We start from the raw sequence: 21223 nt of genomic DNA, 5'->3' as shown, positions 1-21223 counted from the left end.
CCCCGTTCGAGAGCCAGGCCAGCTCGGGGCTCGTCACGGCGTGTCGGCCCCACGCTCGACGACCATCGGCGCTAACGCCAGTAGTGATACCGCCAGACCGGCGTGAACCCGGCGCGCCTGTAGATGCGACGGGCGGGGTTGGCTTCCTCGACCTGCAGGAAGACGTTTTCGAAGCCACGGGCCTCGGCGACGCGACCGAGGGCGGCCAGGATGGCGCTGGCGTAACCCTTGCCGCGGTGAGCCGGCGCGGTTCGCATGCCGTGGATGCCGGCCCAAGTCGCGCCGAAGCTCATGACTCCGACAGCACAGGTCTCCTGGCCCTCGCCGGCCGAACCGTAGATGGCCTGCGGCGAGCGGGTGAGCGCGGCGATGCGGTGTGCGCCATCCGCCGCATCGAAGCCTTCGGCCAGGAAGACCGCGCCCCAGGCGGCGTCGGGCGCGGCAAGGACGTTCGCGGGCGCTTTTGACAAGACGGCGAGTCTTGCCGCGACGCCGGTCTTGAAGATGGTCGGCTGGCGAGGCGTGAACCGCAGCCGAGCGAGCTCGTTCCGCACGGCCTCCAGCGACCTGATGTCGGCGATCCGGAAGCTCGGCTCCAGGCCTCGATCGCGGTAGGCGGCGGCGATCTCGCCGATCGCCTCGGGCCCGAGGTCGTGGCTGAGCGGCACGGCGCTCTTGGCGCGCCCGATCGTCCCATTGTCGAGCGGAACCAGCCAGCCGCCGATTTCCAGCATTTCGGGCGGTGCGACGGCTGCGACCGTATCGCGTTCCAGGACCTCGATCTCGCCGGCGCCCAAGTCAGCCCTTCTCCCGCATGAGCCGGGCCTTGTCGCGCTGCCAGTCCCGCTCGGCGCTGGTCTCGCGCTTGTCATGTTCCTTCTTGCCCTTGGCCAGCGCCACCTCGAGCTTGGCCAGGCCCCGGTCGTTCCAGAACAGCTTGGTGGGAATGATCGTGCGGCCTTCGCGCTGCACAGCGCCGATCAGCCGGTCGATTTCCTTGCGCTTCAGAAGCAGCTTCCGATGCCGGCGGGGCTCGTGGTTGAAGTGGGGACCAGCCTGGGCATAAGGCGGAATATCGGCGTTGACGAGCATGATCTCGTCGCCCTGCACGGCGGCATAGCTTTCGGCGATGTTGGCGCGGCCATTGCGCAGGGACTTGACCTCCGAGCCGGTCAGGGCAAGGCCCGCCTCAAAAGTTTGCTCCAGGAAATAGTCGAACCGCGCGCGACGGTTCTCCGCGATCAGCTTGCCGGCCATCAGATCACGCCCGCGTCCCGCATGGCGGCGAGGACTTCGGTGCGCGAGGCCTCCGAGGCGGGCACGATCGGCAGACGCACGTCCTCCTCGCAAAGGCCAAGGTGGGCAAGGGCGAACTTGGTGGGCGACGGCGAGGCGTCGGTGAACAGCGCCTTGTGCAGGCGCACCAGCCGGTCCTGGCCGTAGAGCGCGCCCTGCCACTGGCCGGCCAGGGCGTCGTTGTAGAACGTCGAGCATTGCTCCGGCGCGACGTTGGCGGTCACCGAGATACAGCCGTGGCCGCCATGGGCCATGTATCCAAGCGCGGTCGGGTCGTCGCCCGAGAGCATCGTCCAGCCCTCGCCGCACATAAGCCGCTGGAAGCTGGCGCGAGCCAGGTCGCCGGTGGCGTCCTTGATCCCAACAATGTTTGGAAGCTTGGCGAGACGCGCCAGGATCTCGTTTGAGATGTCGACGCTGGTCCGCGAGGGCACGTTGTAGACCAGGACCGGCAACTGCACGGCCTCGTTGATAGCCGCAAAGTGCGCGTAGAGGCCCTCCTGGCTGGGGCGGTTGTAGTAGGGCGTGACCACCAGGGCGGCCGCGGCCCCCACCTGCTTGGCGTGGCGGACCAGTTCGATGGCCTCGTCGGTGGCGTTGGAGCCCGCGCCGGCGACAACCGGCACCCGTCCGGCCGCCGTCTTGACGCAGAGCTCCACCACCTGACGGTGCTCATCGTGACTGAGTGTCGCGGTTTCGCCGGTGGTGCCGACCGGCACCAGGCCATGGACGCCGCCTGCGATCTGGCGCTCGACCAGGCGCACGAAGGCGTCCTCGTCCACCGCGCCATTGCGGAAGGGCGTGACGAGCGCTGGAAGCACGCCCTTGAACAAAGGCTCAGACATATTCGTGCAAATTGCCGTGATTGGACGGTTCTTGAAGCGGCGTTCAGAATCGCCGCGACAATATGGTGGGGCGGGCATTCCCCGCAATGTCCTATTGATTCGGTTCGCCATTCCCTTGGGGCGTGAGGTGCATTCAATCGCGTACAAAGCCCTCCTGATCGCCGGCGTCGCCGTGATGGCGAGCGTGGCCGCGCGCGCGCAGCCGACCGCGGATGCGGCCGGCGATCCCCTGGGGGATTTGCTGCAAAACGTAACCAGGGCAGCGCCCCTGGATACGCCCGCTGCGCCGCATGCGATCTCCCACGCGCTCTCCGACCGCGACGTCCAGTTGTTCCGCCAGGCCATTGAGTCCGCCAGGCGCGGCAATGTGACCGACGCGCGCGGGGCCGTCGCCGGAATCAACGACCCGCTGGCCAGAAAGACCGCCAATTGGGTGCTCGTCGACGGCAACGCCGATTCCCTCGGCTTCTTCGAGGTGGACAATGCGCGGCGCGAACTGAGCGGATGGCCGCGCGCGCCCAAGCGCCAGGCCGCCGCTGAGCGACTGCTGGAAACCAGCGGCAAGACCCCGCAGCAGACCCTGGACTGGTTCGCCGGCGCCGAGCCCACCACCGCTCAGGGTGCTATGGCGCTCGCGGCAGCTTATCGGGGGCTTGGCCGGCCGGCCGACGCCGCCACGCTGATCAGGCATTGGTGGCGGGACAAGAGTTTCGAGGCCGATGCGCAGCGGACCATGCTGGCTCGTTTTGGCGATGTGCTGAGCGCCGACGACCACGCCCGCCGCGCCGACATCCTGCTCTACGGTTCGCAAGGACCGGCCGCGCGCGAAATGGTCCCCCTGCTGCCCGCCGATCGGCAGGACGCTGCTCGTGTGCGGATTGCGCTCCGCACCGAGGCCCGCGACGCCAACGATTTGCTGAACGCCCTCCCCCCAAACCTCGCCCAGACCCCGGGCGTGATCTTCGAACACGCCGCTTTCCTGCGCCGAAAGGGTCTCGACACCCTGGCCCTTGCGCAGGTGCAATACTTTCCCAAGGAGGTGGCCACTTCGGACCAGGGTGACCGCATCTGGGACGAACGCCACCGTCTGGTGCTCACGGCGCTGCGCAATGGCGATGCGCGCGGCGCATATGCCGCAGCCTCGGACAGCGGCCTGACGAGCGGGCCTGCCGCTGCTGAGGCCGAGTTCTGCGCAGGCTGGATCGCGCTTACCAAGCTGAAGGACCCTGACCGGGCGGCTACCCATTTCGCGGCGTTGGAGCGCATCGGGACTTCGCCGATCACCCGCGGCCGAGCGCTCTACTGGGAAGGCCGCGCGGCCGAGGCCAAGGGCGATAAAACAGCCAGCGCCGGATTCTATTCGCGCGCGGCCCAGTACTACTCGACCTTCTACGGCATGCTGGCCGCCGAGAAGATCGGCCAGCGACTGACCCTGCCTGGCGACCCGGTGATCACGCCGCAAGCCCGCGCGACGTTCGAGGCCCGCGAGCCGGTGCAGGCCACGCGCCTCCTCTTCGACTACGGCCCGCGCGAACTCTTCCGCGTCTTCGTACTGAACCTCGACGACATCCTGCCGACGGTCGAGGACGAGGCTCAGCTCGTCGACCTGGCGCGCAACTACGGCGAAATGGACACCTCCATGAAGGCCGCGCGCGGTGCAGCCCAGCGGGGCTTCATCCTGCCACAGCGCGCCTATCCGATGCGCAACCTGCCTTATGGCGGCGGCCCGGCCGAGGCGGCCCTGGTGCTCGGCATCACACGCCAGGAAAGCGGGTTCGACCCCAGCGTGCGCTCAGGCGCCGGGGCCCGGGGCATGATGCAGCTGATGCCGGCAACCGCGGCCGTCCTCGCGCGGCGCAACGGCATCAGCTATTCGCCGGGCATGCTGGACGAGCCCGACTACAATATGCGGCTGGGCGCCACCTACCTAGGCCAGCTGGTGACCCAATTCTCCGGTTCTTACGTGATGGCCGCGGCGGGCTACAACGCAGGCCCCGGGCGACCAACCCAGTGGACCGCCTTCTGCGGCGATCCGCGGAGCGGTGCGACCGACCCCGTCGACTACATCGAGTGCATTCCGTTTTCCGAGACCCGCAACTACGTGATGCGGGTGATGGAGAACATGCAGCTGTATCGGGCGAAGCTGAATGGCGGGTCTATTCCCATCACCCTCTCGGCCGACCTGAAACGAGGCTCCTATAGCTATGCCTCGCCGCAGTTGCCGACCGTGGCGGCGGCGGCATCGCCCTCCGGTTTCTGACCCCTAGTCGACCACAAGGCCGTTCAGCAGGCCCTCGAGGGTGACCTGGATCAGCTCATCACGCTCCGCCCATGGGAAATTCGGTCGGGAAGCCAGGAGCGCCACCACCCCGTGGCATGACATCCACAACGCCTGTCCAGCCGAGTCGGCCGTGCCGGTGCGCAAGCGCCCCAAAGCTGCGATCTCGCGCACCACGCCGCGGAAGATCTCGTAGCACTGGGTAGAAAGGTCGCGCGTATCCTCTGGCCAGAGACCAGCCGAGACAGGGCGTCCGGAATAGACCAGGTGGTAGGCGTTTGGATGTTCCAGCCCCCAGCGCATGTAGGCGTCGAGCATCATCCTGACGCGGACCACCGGGTCGAGCGGCCTGGCGGCGATCTCGCGGTTGCGTTCGAGAAGCAAGGTCAAGGTCCGCTCGCATATCTCGAGCAGGATGCAGCCCTTGTCCTGGAAGTGCATATAGAGGGCCGTCGAGGAGACGCCGACCTCATCGGCGATCTTGCGGATCGTGGCTCCTTCATAGCCCTCCGCGACGAAGATCCGTTCTGCGGCTTCGAGGATTTCCGCGCGGCGAAGATGCCCGTCACCCTTGGCTTTGCGGGCGGATCGGCGAGGCGTTGTGGCTGCGACCGACAAGTGGAACCTTCCGCTGCTAGCGCCACCTACGGGACCCCAATTCCACCTTTGTGACAAGTGCGGGTTGCAAATCTGCAACTCGATTCCTCGCTGCGCACGCAGCCCGGTCACGCAGCGCCTCTGGACGAGCGGGCGCACGAGCGCGTAAGGCGCGACAATGAGCGCAAAGGACCCGACGGTCGCAGAACTCCCCAGCGTGATGCGCACGCAGGGGTGGATGGACTATGGGCTCCTGGATTCTGGCGATGGGCGCAAACTTGAACGTTACGGGCGCTTTACCGTCGTACGGCCAGAACCGCAGTGCCTGTGGACGCCGGCCCTGCCTGCGCAGGCGTGGGACGCGGCCGACGCGGTGTTCGATCCCACCGACGAGGAGGACGCCGGGCGTTGGAAGCTCAAAGGCCAGCCGCCCGAAGCCTGGCCGCTCGCCTGGGGAGAGGCGAAGTTCCATGGCCGGTTCACGAGCTTCAGGCACCTGGCCTTCTTTCCTGAGCAGGCCGCGAACTGGAGTTGGCTCGACACCGCGGTGCGCGCCGCCGGGCCTCAGCCCAGGGTGCTGAATCTCTTCGGCTACACCGGGGTCGCAAGCTTGGTGATGGCCGCTGCCGGGGCGGCGGTCACCCACGTGGACGCCTCCAAGCGCGCCGTAGCCTGGGCGCGGGAAAACGCTGAGCTCTCCGGCCTGGCCGAACGGCCGATCCGTTGGATCACCGAGGACGCGCGCAAATATGTCCAACGCGAGGTCCGCCGCGGCTCGCAGTATGAGGGCATCATCCTGGACCCTCCCAAATATGGCCGTGGGCCCGGCGGAGAGGTCTGGCGGCTGTTCGAGCATTTACCTGAACTTGCCGGCCTATGCGCAGAACTTCTTTCGGAAAACGGCAAATTCCTGGTGCTGAACGCCTATGCTGAGCGGATCAGCGGCGCCGCGTTATCCGGGCTGCTGGCCGACAAGCTGAAGGGGCGCGGCGGGCGCATCGAGTGGGGTGAACTGGCGCTGGTCCAGGAGGATGGCGCTCGCGAGATCGGCATGAGTTTCTACGCCCGGTGGCAGGCGTGAACAGTCGCACGGTCACCTCCCTCACCAATCCCACGGTCAAGGCCGTACGCGCCCTTCACCTGCGCAAGGAACGCGACGAAACCGGCCTATTCGTCGCCGAGGGCCTGAAGGCGATCACCGAGGGGCTGGAGACCGGGCACACGCCGGCCATCCTGATGCACGGCGCAGAAGCCGCAGCCCACCCGCTTTTGAAGAAGGCCGTGGCCGCGACCCTGGCGGCCAACGGCGAGGTGATTGAGGTCACTGAAGGCGTCCTCGCCAAGGTCTCGCGGCGCGAAAATCCGCAGGCTGTCGTCGGCGTGTTCCGCCAGGCCTTCAGCCGACTGGAAGCCGTGGAGCCGCAGGCCGCCCGCTGCTGGGTGGCGCTGCATCGGGTGCGCGATCCCGGCAACCTCGGGACCATCATCCGCACGGCGGACTCCGCCGGTTGCGGCGGAGTGATCCTCGTCGGCGAATGCTGCGATCCCTATTCGGTGGAGGCGGTCAGGGCCACAATGGGTTCGATCTTCGCCGTGCCGCTGGTCAAGGCGAGCGAGGCCGAGTTCGCCGCCTGGCGAAACGGCTGGCCCGGATCGGTGGTGGGCGCCCTGCTGAGCGCCACGGTCGACTACCGCGAAGCCGCCTATGCTTCTCCCACGCTTCTGCTGATGGGCAACGAGCAGCAGGGCCTGCCCCCGGACATGGCTGCGCTCTGCGACGTCAACGTGAAGATCCCCATGCGCGGCCGCGCTGACAGCCTGAACCTGTCTGTCGCGACCGGGATCATGATCTACGCGGCGACGGCTTAGGCTTGCGCCCGACGACAAAGCGTCGCCCATTGCAGTCTTGAGAGATCGACACTGCGGGGGCGGGATGGACGATCGGCGAGCTTTCCTGAGGTTCTTGGCGGCCAGTCCCTTCTACGCGGGGCTGGGCCTCGCAACGCCCGGCCATACGCAAGCGCCGGCCGCGGAACTGGTGACCAAGGCAGGCGATGCGCTGGACGTGTTCGACCTTGAAGGGGTGGCGCGCCGGAGCATCCCGCCCGCGCACTGGGGCTATCTGATGACCGGCGTCGACGGCGAGGCTACGATGAACGCCAACCGCGCCGCCTTCGGCCGATACCAGCTGCGCACGCGCCGGTTGGTGGACGTCAGCCGGCTCGACATGGGCGTGGAACTGTTCGGAACCCGCTACGCCGGCCCGATATTCCTGTGCCCGCTGGGTTCGCAGAAGGCGTTCCAGTCCGAGGGCGAAGTCGCCGTGGCGCGCGCGGCAAGGTCACGCAACACGCTACAGGTGCTCTCGACCGTCGCCTCCTGCTCGGTGGAGGAGGTGACTCAGGCCCGGGGCGCGCCGATCTGGTTCCAGCTCTATACGACGCAGAACCTGGACTACGCCATGAAGATGGTGGCGCGCGCCGAGGCGGCCGGATGTACGGCGGTGGCGGTCACCGTGGACCTGCCGATCGGACGCAATACCGAAACTCTGAGCCGGGCAATCCGCAGCGACACGCGCCAGTGCACCGCCTGCCACGCGGCCGGTGGGTCTTCGTGGACCACCCGGCCGATGGTGGCGGGCCTCGACCTCAGGCAGGTGACCTCGAACACCTCAGCGGCGCTGACCTGGGATTTCGTCCGCCGGCTGAGGGACAAGACCCGGATGAAGGTTTTGGTGAAGGGGCTGGAGTCCGGCGAGGACGCGGCTCTGGCTGTGAAATACGGCGCCGACGGCGTGGTCGTGTCGAACCACGGCGGCCGGGCGACAGAGACGGAGCGGGGCACGCTGGAGTCGCTGCCCGAGGTGGTGGCTGCGGTGCGCGGGCGCATCCCGGTGCTGGTGGATGGGGGCGTGCGGCGCGGAACCGACGCGCTTAAAGCGCTTGCCCTGGGGGCGAGCGCGGTCGGCATCGGGCGCCCCTACATCTGGGGCCTTGGCGCCTTCGGCCAGCCTGGTGTCGAGCGAACTCTGGATCTGCTGAACAACGAACTTCGGCTGGCGATGGCCGGCGTCGGCGCGCGGTCGTTGAAGGAAATCACCGCGGGGACGCTCATCCACAAGGCTTAGGTCGAGCGCGGGGCCCTTCAGCGGCGGCCGCCGCCGCCGCGTCCGCCACCGCCACCGCCGCGACTGGCGCCACCTCCGCCACGGCTCGCGCCGCCACCGTGATGGCTGCTCCGGTGGTGGCCACCGCCACCTCGGGCGCCATGGGAGGGAGCGCCGCTCCGGCCACCTCTTTGCGCCTGGCCTGCCGCGCCACCGCGAGCCCCTTGCGCGGGACGAGCCCCGACCTGGCCGCCCCTGGCGCCTCCAGCGCCCGCCGCAGGCCCGCCAAAGCCGCCTTGTGTAGGACGAGCCGGTTGCCCGCCCCTGCCGCTTTGAGCAGGACGCGACGCGGCTTGCCCTCCCCTGCCACCACCTGCGCCTGCCGAGGCCCCGCCACGGCCGCCCGGGGCAGGACGGGTCGACGCCTGGCCGCCGCCTGGGCCTGTGACGCCACCAACCCCGCCCGGCCTGCCAGCGCCGCCAACTCCACCGGCTCCTCCAGGCCGGCCTGCGCCGCCAACGCCGCCTGCCCCACCCGGCCCGCCGGGCTTGCCCGCGCCTCCGACTCCGCCTGCGCCGCCCGGCCTACCCGCGCCACCTGCGCCGCCCACGCCCCCCGGCCTGCCTGGGCCACCCACTCCGCCTGGACCGCCGACACCTCCGGGTTTGCCCACCCCCCCAGGACCTCCGGCGCCACCGGGTCTGCCTGCGCCGCCGATGCCGCCTGGGCCACCTGGGCCGCCCGGCGTGCCCGCGCCACCTGGACCGCCAACGCCCCCCGGCCTGCCTGGGCCACCCACTCCACCTGGGCCACCCACTCCACCTGGGCCACCAGGCCGGCCTGCGCCGCCGATTCCGCCTGGACCGCCGACTCCGCCAATCCCTCCGGCGCCACCCGGGCGTCCGACCGGGCCGCCGGGTCGGTTCACGCCGCCACCCGGCCGATTCGCCGGCGCGTTCGGCCGCCAGGCCCCATTGGGGCCACCCTTCCAGGTGCGGTTGCCGCCGCTCAGGTTATTGTAGTTGTTCACGTTGACGTTGACGTTGGAGTAGCCATAGCCGCCGCCGTAGCCGCTCCAGCAGCAGCCCCATGACGGGCGCGCCCAGCCCCACAGCCCCGCTGTGATCGCGACGGCTGCTCCGAACATCAGGCCGGTGGCGAGCGCCTGGCCGGGGACGTAGCCCGGATAGTAGGCCGGCTGCGGCGGGTAATAGACCGGTGGCGTCGGATTGGTCCATTGGCCGTAGGCCACCGACGGATCGTAGGTCGGCACATAGACTGCCTCAGGACGGGTCGGCTCGATGACGATCGACTGCGCCGGCAAGTCGGCCGGCGGCGGCGGCGAGTTCGCAGGCGCCGGCGGGTTCGGTTGCGTCGTCACCCTCATCTGCGGGCCGGACTTCAGATGGCCGGCCCGCTGCGCCCTGAGCCGCAGCCGCTGAATCGTGTTGAACACGTCGTTCTGCTGGACCTGCATGGCGTAGCCGAGCTGCTGGGTCCAATCGAGGTGCTGGTTCATCGGATCCAGCACCTGGGGGAACGGGACGAGCGACTTGACGGACGGATCCCAGGGCTGGCTCTTCAGCGCCGTCTCCAGCGCCGCGCCCTTGAGCGACTTGTTGGCCCCTTCGCTCAGCCAGCGATGCGCCGTCACGATCTCAGTTGGATAAGTCGCGGCCATCAGGACCTGCGTGAGGAGCTCATCTGGATAGAGTGCGATGGGCGCCAGCAGGGCTTCGAGCTGCTCGTTGGAGTATTTTTCGGCGGCCGTCACCGGCGGAACGGCCGGGGCGGCCGGGGCCGCCGGCGCATGGGCCTGACCGTTCGTCGGCGACTTGGGCGAGCAGTCGGCGAGCAGGAAGACTGCTGCGACCGCCAGGCGCATGGGAGCCCGCGTCATCATCAAGCCCTTCGAGCTCCGTCAGCCGAGCGCATCAAACCACCTTCGCGGCCCGCTGGGTCCAGCCGGCTGGGCAGTGCGTCTTAGCAAGCCGCACGGCCCCGGAAATCGGGTGGACTCCGGATGTCGGGCGCAAGGATGTCGCGAACGGCCGGTCTCGCGCGTCTAGGGTTGGCAACGTTTGGAGTGGCTAATGACCCAAAGACTGAATTTCTACACCGCGGCCCCGAGAGCACTCGAACCGCTGATGGCGCTAGGCCCGATCCTGGCCGAGAGCACGCTTGAGCCTGCGCTGATGGAGCTTGTGAAGATCCGCGCCTCGCAGATCAATGAATGCGGCAATTGCCTGCACATGCACACTGCCGACGCCCGAGCGCACGGCGAGCGGGAAGAGCGCATCTACCTGCTGGAGGCCTGGCGGGAGTCCAAGATGTACACGCCGCGCGAGCGGGCGGCTCTGGGTTGGACCGAGAGCCTGACCAGGATCCACGAAACTCACGCGCCGGACGCTGACTATGAGGCCGTGGCCTCCGAGTTCAGCGAGGCCGAGATCGTCTATCTGACCGTGTTGATCACGGCGATCAACAGCTGGAACCGGATCGCCATTGGTCTACGCGTGGAGCATCCCAACGACGCGAGGCTGAAGGCGGCCGCCTAATCAGGTCCCTCTCGGCTTGGCCCGGGCCGTCGGCTCCGCGGCGGCAGGGTCTTCCGGCCAAAGGTGCTTCGGATAGCGGCCGCGCATATCGCCCCGTACGTCCTTCCAGGAGCCTTTCCAGAAGCCCGGCAGGTCCTTGGTGGTCTGCACCGGGCGATGGGCGGGAGAGAGCAGGGAGAGCGTGATCGGGACGCCCGCCACGTATGGGTGGGCGGCCAAGCCGTAGACCTCCTGCACGCGGACATCAACGCGCGGCCCTGCTTCTGCGGCATAGTCGATCGCGAAGCTGTTGCCGGTGGGCGCGGTCCAGCGGGCGGGGGCCTCGGCGTCCAGGCGGCGGTGCATGTCCCAGGGAACCAGGGCTCGCAATGCGCCTTCCAGGTCGTCGGTCTTCAGGGCTTCCAGTGATCGCACGCCTCCAAGGATCGGCGTCAACCAATGGTCCAGGTCGCTGATCAGGGCCTCGTCGGAGAGGTCTGGCCAGGCCGGGTCCCGGCCGCGGAGGAACGCCACGCGCCGGCGCAGCGCGATCGCGCCATCGCTCCACGGCAGCAGGTCGAGACCCTCAGCGCGCACGCGCTCGGCCAGAGCTGCGGCTATCAGAGCTGGGTCGGGCTTGTCGTCGATACTCTCACGCACGACCAGCCTGCCCAGACGCGTGAGGCGTTTGGCGCGCAGGCGCCCTGCCCCGCTCTCCTCCAGCCGATCCTCGACCGTGAACTGGCCTGCGAAGGCGTCGAGGAGCTCGCTCTCCGCCAATGGCGCAGCCAGCAAGATGCGGTCGCGGCGCTCGCCGCCGCCCAGCTCGGCCACCGCCAGCCAGGTCTCGCGGGCCAGGGCGTCCGTCGGCTCGACGAACGCGCCCCGGCCACTGACCAGCTGGAACTCCCCCTTGGGGCCGCGGGCGCGCGCGATCCGTTCCGGGTAGGCGAAGCTCAGCAGCAGGCCATCGGATAGTTCCTCGCCCTTCCCAGGGCGGCCCGTCATCCCGGCCCAGCGGTCAGCAAGCGCCCTGGCGTCGCGGGCTCGAGGGCTACGGTCGCGATCAAAGGCTGCGCGGCGATGGCGCAGGTCGACGTCGCGACCGCCGAGATTGCGCTCCGTGATCAGGGCCGCGATGCGCGCGGCCCGCACTGCCTGCCCGGATTGGGCCGACTTCAGCACCATGTGGGCGAGCCTCGGAGCGAGCGGCATATCGGCCAGGGCCCTGCCGTGAGAGGTCAGGACACCGTCGTGACTGAGGGCCTCGAGGCGGACGAGCAGGTTCCTGGCTTCAGTAAAGGCGGGGCCGGGCGGCGGATCGAGGAAGGCGAGGCTGGAGGCGTCCTTCGCGCCCCAGCGGGCGAGGTCCAACGCAAGGCCGGAGAGGTCGGCATCGAGGATCTCAGGGTCGACGTAGGCTGGCAGTGCGCGGGTCTCGGCCTCGTCCCACAGGCGGTAGCAAACGCCCGGCTCCGTGCGGCCGGCCCGTCCCCGACGCTGGTCGGCGGCGGCTCTGGAGACCCTCACGGTCGCCAGGCGCGTGAGGCCGCTGGCCGGATCGAAGCGCGGAACGCGCGCCAAGCCGCAATCGACGACCACCCGGACGCCTTGGATGGTCAGGCTGGTCTCGGCGATGGAGGTGGCCAACACCACCTTGCGCTTTCCCTCCGACGCCGGCGCGATGGCGCGGTCCTGGTCACGCGTATCCAGCGCGCCATAGAGCGGAGCCACCTCGACCGTCCGGTCTCGCAGGCGCTCGGCCAGGCGTTCAGCCGTGCGCAGGATTTCGCCCTGGCCTGGAAGGAACACCAGCAGGCTTCCAGCCTGTTCGACCAGGGCCCTGTCGATGGCGCGCACGGTCCGGTCCTCAAGGCGAAGGCGTTCGTCGCGGCCCAGATAGTAGGTCTCGACAGGCCAGGCCCGGCCCTTGCTTTCGATCACCGGCGCCTCGTCCAGAAGCCGGGCCACTGCCGCCCCGTCGAGGGTTGCCGACATCACCAGCAGACGCAGATCCCCGCGCAGAAGGCCTTGCGTGTCGCGCGCCAACGCCAGGCCCAGGTCGGCATCGAGGCTGCGTTCGTGGAACTCATCGAAGATCACGCAGGCGACCCCGGCCAATTCCGGGTCGGTCTGGATCATCCGCGTGAAGACCCCTTCGGTGACCACCTCGATGCGGGTGGCGGCGGAGACTTTCGACTGCAATCGGACGCGAAATCCGACCGTCAGGCCGACAGGCTCCCCGAGCGTCGCGGCCATCCGCTCGGCGGCGGCGCGTGCGGCCAGGCGCCGTGGCTCCAGGACGATGATCTTGCCCCCGGCCGTCCAGTGCTCGTTTAGCAACTCGAGCGGCACGACGGTGGTCTTGCCCGCCCCGGGCGGGGCCACAAGGACAGCGGCGCTCCCTTGCGAGAGCGCCGCCTTCAGCCCGGGAAGGGCTTCATCGATCGGGAGTCCGGACGGCACCAGCTCTTTCTAGAGCGCGCCGCGATCTACGTCCTAGTCCCTGGATTTAGCCTTGCCCCTTGGGCTCCTCGCCCACGCGGTGCGGCAGTTCACGAGGTCCCCCCTCGGCGGGCGGACCGACGATGATGCCGCGGCCCAGCTTCGAGGCGCGGATCCCATAGATGAAGTAGACCACGATCCCGATCACCAGATAGCCCAGGAAGAAATTCCGGGTCGCCGGCGTCGACATCAGGCTCATGAGCAGCACGAGGCACATGATCGCGCCCAGGATCGGCACGGCAGGGTAGAGCGGAGTGCGGAACGGTCGGGTCAGACCAGGCTCGCTGACCCGCAGGTAGATGACGGTGATGCAGACCAGGGTGAAGGCCGCGAGCGAGCCTACGTTGGACAGGTCCGAGAGCGCATCGAGCGACAGGAAGCCCGCCGCGCCCATGGCGGCGATGCCAACGATGATGGTGTTGATCCACGGCGTCAGGAACTTCTTGTGCACGGTCGCGAGCGAAGCCGGCAGCAGGCCGTCACGGCTCATGGTGTAGAAAATGCGCGTCTGGCCATAGAGCAGCACCAGCATGACGCTGGAGAGGCCTGCGATCGCGCCGATCTTCACCAGGACCGAGAACCACTTCAATCCCATCGTGTCGGTCGCCAGGGCGATCGGCGCCGGAACATCCAGCAGATTGTAGGGCACGATGCCGACCAGGACCGCGGAGGTCATGATGTAGAGGATGGTGCAAACGACCAACGCGCCCAGGATGCCGATCGGCATGTCCTTGCCCGGATTGCGCGACTCGGCGCCGGCCGTAGAGACCGCCTCGAAGCCCAGGTAGGCGAAGAAGATGATCGCCGCCCCGTGGATCACGCCGCCGATGCCGTACTTGTGGCTGGTGTCGCCGGTGACGACGGCCGAAAGCGCACGGCCGATCTGGTGCCAGATGTCCATGTTGACCTCCGGCCCGCGAGCCGGGATCTCGGCGGGAACAAGCGGCGCCCAGTTGGCGGGGTGCACATACTTGATGCCGATGATGATGAAGGCGATCACCACCGTCAGCTTGATGGCCACGATGATATTGTTGACCGTCGCCGATTCCGTGACCCCGCGGACCAGGAGCATGGTGACCAGGCCGATGATCACGATGGCCGGCAGGTTCATCACGCCGGTTGCGATCACCGCGCCTGTGGCGTCCTTGACGGCGACACCGGGCGCTGCGGTCAGGGCCGGCGGTATCGTAAGGCCTATGTCGTGGAGCAGGCTTACGAAATAGCCCGACCAGCCGACGGCGACCGTCGAGGCGGCGAGGCCGTATTCCAGAAGCAGCAGCAGGCCCATGACCCAGGCCGCGCCCTCGCCCATCGAGGCGTAGGTGTAGCTGTAGGCAGAACCCGAGACAGGCAGCGCCGAGGCCAATTCGGCATAGCAGAGCGCCACGAAGGCGCACAGCGTGCCGGTGATGATGAACGAGATCATGATCCCAGGGCCGGCGAACTGTGCGGCGGCGCGGCCGGTGAGCACGAATATGCCGGTCCCGATGATGCAGCCGATCCCCAGGAGAACCAGATTGAGCGCGCCGAGCGAGCGCTTCAGCTCGCCATGTTCATGTTCGGCCTGAATCTGAGCGACCGACTTGCGCAGAAAGATGCGCCCTACCCCTGAAGCGTTCGCCATAAGTGGGAATTCCCCGTTGCCGTGACTCGCGACGCCCCCCAAGACGAGCGTTGGCGCACGCTAGCGGTGTCGGCTGGCGCGGGCAATGAGTGGCCGCGCATGGTTTTGCCCTTAAGCTGCCGGACTTTGTTGTGAATTCGGTCGCGAGACCTATTCTAAGGGGGAATTTCGGCGGCGCCCGGTCCGTCGGCCCCGCTGGTGTAAGGACGCCCCTTGGACGGCACGAAACCCCCGCTCCCGATCCGCGCCATGATCGCGCCGGTGACGCCGCTACAGCAGAACTGCACCATCGTCTGGTGCGCCAAGACCCTGAAGGCCGCGGTCATCGACCCCGGCGGCGAGGTTCCTCGCCTTCTGGAGGCCATTAAGGATCAAGGACTTACGCTCGAAAAGATCTGGATCACCCACGGCCACCTGGACCACGCAGGTGGGACAGCTGCGCTCAAGGAGGCCACCGGCGTCCCTATCGAGGGACCACATCCAGACGACAGTTTCTGGATCGACCAGATCGAGGCTTCCGGCGCGAAGTGGGGGATGCCCGAGGCGCGGGCGTTCACGCCTGACCGGTGGCTCCGGGACGGCGACAAGGTGTCGCTGGGGGAAACCGAGTTCGAGGTTTACCACTGTCCGGGCCACACCCCGGGCCACGTGATTTTTTTCCACCGTGAGGCCCGCTTCGCTCAGGTTGGCGACGTTCTGTTTCAGGGCTCGATCGGGCGCACCGACTTCCCACGCGGCAACCACGCCGATCTCATCGCGGCGATCACGGGCAAGCTCTGGCCGCTGGGCGACGACGTCCGCTTTGTGCCGGGGCACGGGCCGATGTCGAGCTTCGGCCAGGAGCGGCAAACCAATCCTTTTGTCGCCGACGTCGTCTTGTCGCGCCAGTGATTTCAGCCGCGAAATCTGGACGTTACCCGTCGCAGCCAACGTCATGGCCATGGAGCCAATTCTCGATATGACCACCTCAGGCGCCCGCATCCTGATGGTCGACGACGACCCCGGTATCCGGGACGTGGTGTCCGACTTCCTGGGCAAGCACGGCTATAAGGTCGACACTGCGGGCGACGCCCAGGAGATGGAGCAGGCGCTGGAGCGCGGCCCAGTCGACCTGATCGTCCTGGACGTCATGCTGCCTGGCGAAGACGGCCTGGCGATCTGCCGCCGGTTCGCAAGCAGCGAAGGCGGACCCTCGATCATCATGCTCTCGGCGATGGGCGAGGACACCGACCGCATCGTCGGGCTGGAACTGGGCGCCGACGACTATCTGGCCAAACCCTGCAATCCGCGCGAACTGCTGGCGCGGGTGCGCGCGGTTTTGCGTCGCGCCGAGCAACGTAGCACGACGGGCGGTGTCGGCGCGGGCTGCGAGTTCGCCGGCTGGCGCCTCGACCTGGTGCGCCGCGAGCTGCGCTCCCCCCACGGCGTGGTGGTGAACCTGTCGTCAGGCGAATTCAGCCTGCTCCGCGCCTTCGTGGAACGGCCGCAACGGGTCCTCACCCGCGACCAGCTGCTGGAATTCGCGCGCGGGCCTGACTCCGACGCCTTCGACCGAGCGATTGACGTGCAGATCAGCCGGCTGCGACGCAAGCTGGACGACGGCGGCGGTGGCCACGAACTGATCCGCACGATCCGCAACGAGGGCTACATGTTCACGGCGAAGGTCAAGCGCACGTGAGGTTCGACCTCCGCTCCAGGCCCACCGGTTCACTGTTCGTCCAACTCGCGACGCTGACCGGCCTGACCCTGGTTGCGGCCCAGGCGATCAGCCTCTTCCTGATCTTCAATCTGCCGCCGCCGACGCCAGACTTCTACCGGCTCTCGGAGATCGAGCAGACCTTCCGCGGCAACGCGCCGTCGTTCACCGAGCGCCGACAGCTCCAGGTGACAACCGCCGACAGGCCGCCGGGACCGGCGATGGAAGGCCTCACGGCGCCGCGCATACGCGCTCAGTTTGCCCAGGACCTCGGCATTCCGGCCGATAGCGTCGTGATCGCCACCAAGGCCGGGCCATTCGCCGACCGCCGGGTGTTCCGCATCATACGCGAACGAATCGCTCGTGAGGGGGTTCGCGAGGAGCATTTCCTCATCGCCCCGTTCGATGTCGGCATCCGACAACCGGACGGCCGCTGGCGGGTGGTTCGGCCGGAGCCGGCGTTCGGCCTCACACCCTGGCAACAACGGATCGCCCTGTGGTTCGTGCTGTCGGCCATCGCCATGGCGCCCGTCGCCTATGTGTTCGCCCGTAGGCTCTCCGCGCCCATCCGGCTCTTCGCCGATGCCGCCGAACGGCTGGGCCGCGACCCACGCGCCGAGCCGCTGGCGCTGAAGGGGCCTATGGAGATCCGCGTCGCCGTGCGCGCTTTCAACGACATGCAGGAGCGCCTGCGTCGCTATGTCGAGGACCGCACGGCCATGGTTGGCGCCATCGCCCATGACCTGCGCACTCCGCTGACCCGACTGCGGTTCCGCATCGAGAGCCTGCCCGAAGACCAGCGGGCCAAAATGGCGAACGACATCGATCAGATGGAGGCGATGATCTCCGCAGCGCTGACCTTCGTTCGCGATGCGAGCAGGCCAGGCGAGCGCACGCCGCTGGAGCTCTCGTCGCTCCTGGAGAGCCTCTGCGACGAGATGGCCGAAACCGGCGCCTCCACCGAAGTGGAGTCGGGAGAAAAGGTGGTGCTGGAGGGCGACCCGATGGCGCTACGACGGCTGTTCGCGAACCTGCTGGACAACGCCGTCAAGTTCGGTGGTCGGGCCCGCACGCGAGTGTTCCGCGACGCCGCCAATGCTTTTGTCGAGATCGAGGACGACGGCCCCGGTATCCCGCCAGCGGACTGCGAAAAGGTTTTCGAGCCCTTCTACCGTCGCGAGCCCTCGCGCAGCCGCCAGACGGGCGGGATCGGCCTTGGCTTGGCTGTGGTGCGCTCAATCGCCCGCGGCCACGGCGGCGATGTAGACCTGGTCAACCGAAGCGGCGGCGGCCTGACAGTTCGGGTTCAGTTGCCACTCTAGGTCGAAAAATCGGGCTGATCGCGAGCTTGTGATCGAGCCTCCAAAGGGCGCTTTTCCAGCGGCGCCATGGGCCATTGTCGTGCTTTGCCCAGAAAAGGCGCCGACTCGGACGCAACCTTGGCCACGTCTCGCGGGTTAGCTGAACCGCAACGCCCAAGACGCATTGAGGAGCGTACGATATGCCCACCGTCGACTCTGGCAAGCCGAGAGCCCGCCGCGGCTTCGCTGCCATGAACCCCGAACGCCGCCGCGAGATCGCCCGCAAGGGCGGGGCCAGCGTACCGGGCGAGAAGCGCAGCTTTGCGAAGGATCGCGATCTCGCGGCCTCCGCAGGCCGCAAAGGCGGCGAAGCCAGCCGCGGTGGCGGACGCACGCGCGGTCGAGAGTCCTGACTTCCTCGCCTAGGCGATAAGCGAGACTACGGCGAAGGTGGGCTCGGCGCTGAGCCAACTGGTTTCCAGCGTCCAGCCGGCCCTGTGCGCTAAGGCGGCGAAGGCCTCGACAGTGAACTTGTAGGAGTTCTCGGTGTGCAAGGTTTCGCCCTTCGCGAAGGTGAAGGTGCGGCCGGCCACTCTCACGCGCTGGTCCCTGGTGCTCTCCAAGTGCATTTCCATCCGGCTCTGGTCGGGGTTCCACAGAGCGCGATGGCGAAAGGCCGTCAGGTCGAAATCGGCGCCAAGTTCGCGATTGATCCTCGCCAGCAGGTTTTTGTTGAACGCCGCGGTGACCCCAAGAGCGTCGTCATAAGCCGCAACCAGGGTCTCCGGCGCTTTCACGACGTCGATTCCCACGAGGAACCGAGCGCCCTGGCCCAGCAGGCTCCGCGCGCCAACCAGGAACACCTCGGCTTCATCAGGTGTGAAATTGCCGATCGTCGAACCGGGGAAGAAACCGGTGACCGGCCTTGCCTGCGCGGCATGCGGCAAGGTGAGCGCGCGGGTGAAATCCTCCAGCAGCGGAGCCACGATGAGCTCCGGGTAGTCGCGGCGGACAGCTGCGGCAGCCTCGTCCAGCGCGGATCGGCTGATATCGATGGGCGCGTAGACGCCGATGTGCGGGGCGGCGTCCAGCAGAATGCGGGTCTTGACGCTCGCCCCGCTGCCGAACTCGACCAGTGCTGCATCAGGTGAGATCAACCCGGCGATTTCCGGCGCGATCCGGCGCAGCAACGCGATTTCGGTGCGGGTGGGATAGTACTCCGCCAGCTCAGTGATCGCCTCGAACAGCCGCGAACCCTCAGCGTCATAGAAATATTTCGGCGGAACCGACTTTTGGGGTCTGGCGAGGCCGGCCAGCACGTCGGCCTCGAAGGCGTCGGTAACCTGGGACGCATCGGCGGCAGCGGCGTCGCGCGCCAGGCGCACGCCTGAGAACATCCAGCGCTGCTGGGGATAGAAGAAATTGCGATAGCTGGCGCGCAGGTGGCCAGCCGGCGTCACGCAGGAACCGCCGCGCAGGACGAACTGCCCGGCCATGAACTTGCCGTTGTATTCCCCGACGGCGCCGGGCGAGGGACTGAACCCCGGGTAAGGCCCGTAAGCGCTACGCGTCCACTCCCAAAGATCGCCGAACATCTGGCGCAGGCCCGCCCCGGACAGCGGGGCGGCTGCTGCGAGGCGGCCAGAGGCGGTGAAATTGCCGGCGACCGGCAAGCCTTGCGCCGCATGTTCCCACTCCGCCTCCGTCGGAAGGCGTGCGCCGACCCAGGCGGCGTAAGCCTCGGCCTCGTAGAAGCTGACATGGCACACCGGGGCGGCAGGATCGAGGGGACGTAGCCCGTGCAGCGTCATCGCGCTCCAGGTGTCTTCCCTACCTGGGTCGGCCCGCCAATAGAGCGGCGCCTGCCAGCCCTCGGCCTGGGCGCGCGCCCAGCCTTCGGCGAGCCACAGTTCGGGACGGCGGTAGCCGCCATCGGCCATGAAGGCCAACCATTCGGCGTTGGTCACCAGCCGGTCAGCCAATTCAAAGGCTTCCAGCCAGACCCTGTGGCGCGGCCCCTCGTTGTCGAAGGCGAAGCCTGGCCCCCCATGACCTGCCTCTACCAGCCCGCCCTCGAAGCGGACAAAGCGCAGCGGATCGGGCGAAACCGGATTGGCGACACCCCAGCGCGGCGGAGCGTAGGCGGGTTGCAGCGGCGACTGGGCGAAAAGGTGCAGGATGTCCATCAGGATCAGCTCCTGATGCTGCTCTTCGTGGGCCAGGCCCAGCTCCAACAGGTCGCTGAACGCGCCAGCATCATCGGCCAGCAGGCGGCCCATGGCCTCGTCGACATGCGCCCGATAGGCCAGCACGTCGTCCAGTGACGGCCGCGTAAGAAGACCGCGCTCCGGCCTTGGCTGCCGGGGCCCAAGCGCCTCGTAGTAGGAATTGAACAGGTAGTGGAAGCGCGGATCGAATGGCCTGTAGGCTGGCAAGCCGGGGATCAGCAGGAAGGTTTCCCAGAACCAGGTGGTATGCGCCAAGTGCCATTTGGTGGGACTGGCGTCAGGCATCGACTGAGCGAGCTGATCCTCCGCAGTCAGTGAGCGCGTGAGCGCTTCGGTCGCCTGGCGAAGGGCGCGGTAGCGGTGGCTTGCGCTCGATGGCGGCTTGGCGCTGCCGGAGGCAGGACTGAGGGCCTGCGCCGTGGCGAGCGCCTGCGGATCATCGGACTGGGCCATGTGCCTCCTCTCCGCGTCCGTCGCCGGACACGCTCTCCGCGCAGGGGCCAGACCTAAGCACTCCGGACCCCGGCGCCAACCGCACCCGGCAAACAGCGTTCAGAAAAAGGGATGGTTGCTTCCGGAACGGACTGAAGCGGGGCCGCGTTCATCGAACGCTGGGGAGCGTCCGGTGAACTGTCGGGTTTGCTGGGAACCTTTCGAGGTCCTGATGATCGAGACGTCCGTCTGGCGGGACGAAGTCATCGGCATGATCCCCGCGCTGCGAGCTTTCGCATGGTCTCTGAGCCACAATGGATCGGATGCCGATGATCTGGTCCAGGACACCCTGGTGAAGGCGTGGACCAACCGAGAGAAATTCGAGCCCGGCACCAACCTGCGCGCCTGGCTCTTCACGATCCTGCGCAACACCTACTACACGCACGTCCTGCGCCGCCGCCGCGAGGTGCGCGACGAGGCGGGCGAGTATGCCGCGTCTCTGAAATCCGCTCCGACCCAGGACTGGCGGGTCGCCATGCGTTCACTGCAGGCCGCCCTGCAGAAGCTTCCGGCCGAGCATCGTGAAGCGCTTATCCTGGTCGGCGCGGCGGGCCTCTCTTACGATGAGGCCGCCGAGATTTGCGGCTGTGCACTTGGCACCATCAAGAGCCGCGTGAACCGCGCCCGGGCCCGGCTCCGGAAGATAATGGACGCCGGGGACGGCGCCGACGTCATGGTCGTGGAGACCATGGCCGTCGCCGGACGCGCCTGAACGCG

The 21223-nt window shown here is 67.9% G+C and carries 18 protein-coding genes; 10 read left to right on the top strand and 8 right to left on the bottom strand.

The features are described 5' to 3' along the window. Positions 1–71: 71 nt before the first annotated feature. Genes VGI62_RS01715 through dapA form a run of 3 tightly spaced genes read right to left on the bottom strand, consistent with a single transcriptional unit; the run spans position 72 to position 2141 of the window. Entirely contained in the window at positions 72–797 is a 726-nt protein-coding gene (locus tag VGI62_RS01715) for a GNAT family N-acetyltransferase (RefSeq protein WP_331502660.1), read from the bottom strand. Position 798: 1 nt separating this feature from the next. Then, positions 799–1257, bottom strand: a complete 459-nt coding sequence (gene smpB, locus VGI62_RS01710; protein WP_331502659.1) for an SsrA-binding protein SmpB — start codon at positions 1255–1257, stop codon at positions 799–801. Then, entirely contained in the window at positions 1257–2141 is an 885-nt protein-coding gene (gene dapA / locus VGI62_RS01705) for a 4-hydroxy-tetrahydrodipicolinate synthase (protein ID WP_331502658.1), read from the bottom strand. Before dapA ends, smpB begins: the two co-directional genes overlap by 1 nt. 127 nt (positions 2142–2268) lie before the next feature. On the opposite strand from dapA, the gene VGI62_RS01700 reads away from it, so the two are divergent. Further along, complete coding sequence (locus VGI62_RS01700; RefSeq protein ID WP_331502657.1) at positions 2269–4401, top strand: lytic transglycosylase domain-containing protein; 2133 nt, start codon at positions 2269–2271, stop codon at positions 4399–4401. A 3-nt stretch (positions 4402–4404) separates the two neighbouring features. On the opposite strand, the gene VGI62_RS01695 is transcribed toward VGI62_RS01700, so the two are convergent. Beyond that, a complete protein-coding gene (locus tag VGI62_RS01695; RefSeq protein ID WP_331502656.1) occupies positions 4405–5037 on the bottom strand; it encodes a TetR/AcrR family transcriptional regulator in 633 nt (210 codons plus the stop codon). Between the two features lie 157 nt (positions 5038–5194). Between VGI62_RS01695 and VGI62_RS01690 the strand changes: the two genes are divergently transcribed. The 3 genes from VGI62_RS01690 (at position 5195) to VGI62_RS01680 (ending at position 8143) form a co-directional block, all read left to right on the top strand. Next, positions 5195–6097, top strand: coding sequence for a class I SAM-dependent methyltransferase (locus VGI62_RS01690; protein ID WP_331502655.1), 903 nt, complete (start codon positions 5195–5197; stop codon positions 6095–6097). Continuing rightward, positions 6094–6885, top strand: coding sequence for an RNA methyltransferase (locus tag VGI62_RS01685; RefSeq protein ID WP_331502654.1), 792 nt, complete (start codon positions 6094–6096; stop codon positions 6883–6885). The genes VGI62_RS01690 and VGI62_RS01685 overlap by 4 nt, the downstream gene beginning before the upstream one ends. A gap of 64 nt (positions 6886–6949) precedes the next feature. Continuing rightward, the gene (locus VGI62_RS01680; RefSeq protein WP_331502653.1) at positions 6950–8143 is read left to right on the top strand and encodes an alpha-hydroxy acid oxidase; all 1194 of its coding nucleotides are present in this window, start codon (positions 6950–6952) and stop codon (positions 8141–8143) included. Positions 8144–8160: 17 nt separating this feature from the next. Here VGI62_RS01680 and VGI62_RS01675 read toward each other — a convergent pair whose 3' ends face one another. Continuing rightward, on the bottom strand, positions 8161–10026 hold the full coding sequence (locus VGI62_RS01675) for a DUF3300 domain-containing protein (RefSeq protein WP_331502652.1): 1866 nt from the start codon (positions 10024–10026) through the stop codon (positions 8161–8163). 190 nt (positions 10027–10216) lie between these two features. Here VGI62_RS01675 and VGI62_RS01670 point away from each other — a divergent pair, with 190 nt between their 5' ends. Further along, positions 10217–10681, top strand: a complete 465-nt coding sequence (locus VGI62_RS01670) for a carboxymuconolactone decarboxylase family protein (protein WP_331502651.1) — start codon at positions 10217–10219, stop codon at positions 10679–10681. On the opposite strand, the gene hrpB is transcribed toward VGI62_RS01670, so the two are convergent. Beyond that, a complete protein-coding gene (hrpB, locus tag VGI62_RS01665) occupies positions 10682–13126 on the bottom strand; it encodes an ATP-dependent helicase HrpB (protein WP_331502650.1) in 2445 nt (814 codons plus the stop codon). It lies immediately after the preceding gene. 46 nt (positions 13127–13172) lie between these two features. Then, positions 13173–14789 carry an APC family permease gene (locus tag VGI62_RS01660; RefSeq protein WP_331502649.1) on the bottom strand — a complete coding sequence of 539 codons (1617 nt, stop codon included), beginning with the start codon at positions 14787–14789 and terminating at the stop codon, positions 13173–13175. A gap of 249 nt (positions 14790–15038) precedes the next feature. Here VGI62_RS01660 and VGI62_RS01655 point away from each other — a divergent pair, with 249 nt between their 5' ends. The 4 genes from VGI62_RS01655 to VGI62_RS01640 all read left to right on the top strand — a co-directional run bounded on the left by VGI62_RS01655 (position 15039) and on the right by VGI62_RS01640 (position 18199). After that, on the top strand, positions 15039–15680 hold the full coding sequence (locus VGI62_RS01655) for an MBL fold metallo-hydrolase (RefSeq protein WP_331502681.1): 642 nt from the start codon (positions 15039–15041) through the stop codon (positions 15678–15680). A 43-nt stretch (positions 15681–15723) separates the two neighbouring features. Continuing rightward, positions 15724–16467, top strand: a complete 744-nt coding sequence (locus tag VGI62_RS01650; RefSeq protein WP_331502648.1) for a response regulator — start codon at positions 15724–15726, stop codon at positions 16465–16467. Then, complete coding sequence (locus VGI62_RS01645) at positions 16464–17807, top strand: ATP-binding protein (protein ID WP_331502647.1); 1344 nt, start codon at positions 16464–16466, stop codon at positions 17805–17807. The genes VGI62_RS01650 and VGI62_RS01645 overlap by 4 nt, the downstream gene beginning before the upstream one ends. Positions 17808–17986: 179 nt before the next feature. Further along, positions 17987–18199 (top strand): general stress protein, encoded by a 213-nt coding sequence (locus tag VGI62_RS01640; RefSeq protein ID WP_331502646.1) that lies wholly within the window; start codon positions 17987–17989, stop codon positions 18197–18199. 9 nt (positions 18200–18208) lie between these two features. On the opposite strand, the gene egtB is transcribed toward VGI62_RS01640, so the two are convergent. Beyond that, positions 18209–20467 (bottom strand): ergothioneine biosynthesis protein EgtB, encoded by a 2259-nt coding sequence (egtB, locus tag VGI62_RS01635; protein WP_331502645.1) that lies wholly within the window; start codon positions 20465–20467, stop codon positions 18209–18211. A 211-nt stretch (positions 20468–20678) separates the two neighbouring features. Here egtB and VGI62_RS01630 point away from each other — a divergent pair, with 211 nt between their 5' ends. Beyond that, positions 20679–21218 carry a sigma-70 family RNA polymerase sigma factor gene (locus VGI62_RS01630; RefSeq protein ID WP_331502644.1) on the top strand — a complete coding sequence of 180 codons (540 nt, stop codon included), beginning with the start codon at positions 20679–20681 and terminating at the stop codon, positions 21216–21218. The last annotated feature ends 5 nt before the right edge of the window (positions 21219–21223 follow it).

Origin of the sequence: Phenylobacterium sp., from assembly GCF_036495085.1 — a bacterium.
Classification (GTDB): Bacteria; Pseudomonadota; Alphaproteobacteria; order Caulobacterales; family Caulobacteraceae; genus Phenylobacterium.
The sequence above is the reverse complement of the archived record's forward strand: the minus strand, read 5'-3'. Positions and strand labels throughout refer to the sequence as shown.

Bases quoted from the DNA above. Each gene is read 5' to 3' on its own strand.
- smpB (WP_331502659.1), bottom strand. From the start codon at position 1,257: ATGGCCGGCAAGCTGATCGCGGAGAACCGTCGCGCGCGGTTCGACTAT.
- dapA (WP_331502658.1), bottom strand. From the start codon at position 2,141: ATGTCTGAGCCTTTGTTCAAGGGCGTGCTTCCAGCGCTCGTCACGCCC.
- VGI62_RS01690 (WP_331502655.1), top strand. From the start codon at position 5,195: ATGAGCGCAAAGGACCCGACGGTCGCAGAACTCCCCAGCGTGATGCGC.
- VGI62_RS01680 (WP_331502653.1), top strand. From the start codon at position 6,950: ATGGACGATCGGCGAGCTTTCCTGAGGTTCTTGGCGGCCAGTCCCTTC.
- VGI62_RS01675 (WP_331502652.1), bottom strand. From the start codon at position 10,026: ATGATGACGCGGGCTCCCATGCGCCTGGCGGTCGCAGCAGTCTTCCTG.
- VGI62_RS01670 (WP_331502651.1), top strand. From the start codon at position 10,217: ATGACCCAAAGACTGAATTTCTACACCGCGGCCCCGAGAGCACTCGAA.
- VGI62_RS01660 (WP_331502649.1), bottom strand. From the start codon at position 14,789: ATGGCGAACGCTTCAGGGGTAGGGCGCATCTTTCTGCGCAAGTCGGTC.
- VGI62_RS01655 (WP_331502681.1), top strand. From the start codon at position 15,039: ATGATCGCGCCGGTGACGCCGCTACAGCAGAACTGCACCATCGTCTGG.
- VGI62_RS01650 (WP_331502648.1), top strand. From the start codon at position 15,724: ATGGCCATGGAGCCAATTCTCGATATGACCACCTCAGGCGCCCGCATC.
- VGI62_RS01640 (WP_331502646.1), top strand. From the start codon at position 17,987: ATGCCCACCGTCGACTCTGGCAAGCCGAGAGCCCGCCGCGGCTTCGCT.
- egtB (WP_331502645.1), bottom strand. From the start codon at position 20,467: ATGGCCCAGTCCGATGATCCGCAGGCGCTCGCCACGGCGCAGGCCCTC.
- VGI62_RS01630 (WP_331502644.1), top strand. From the start codon at position 20,679: ATGATCGAGACGTCCGTCTGGCGGGACGAAGTCATCGGCATGATCCCC.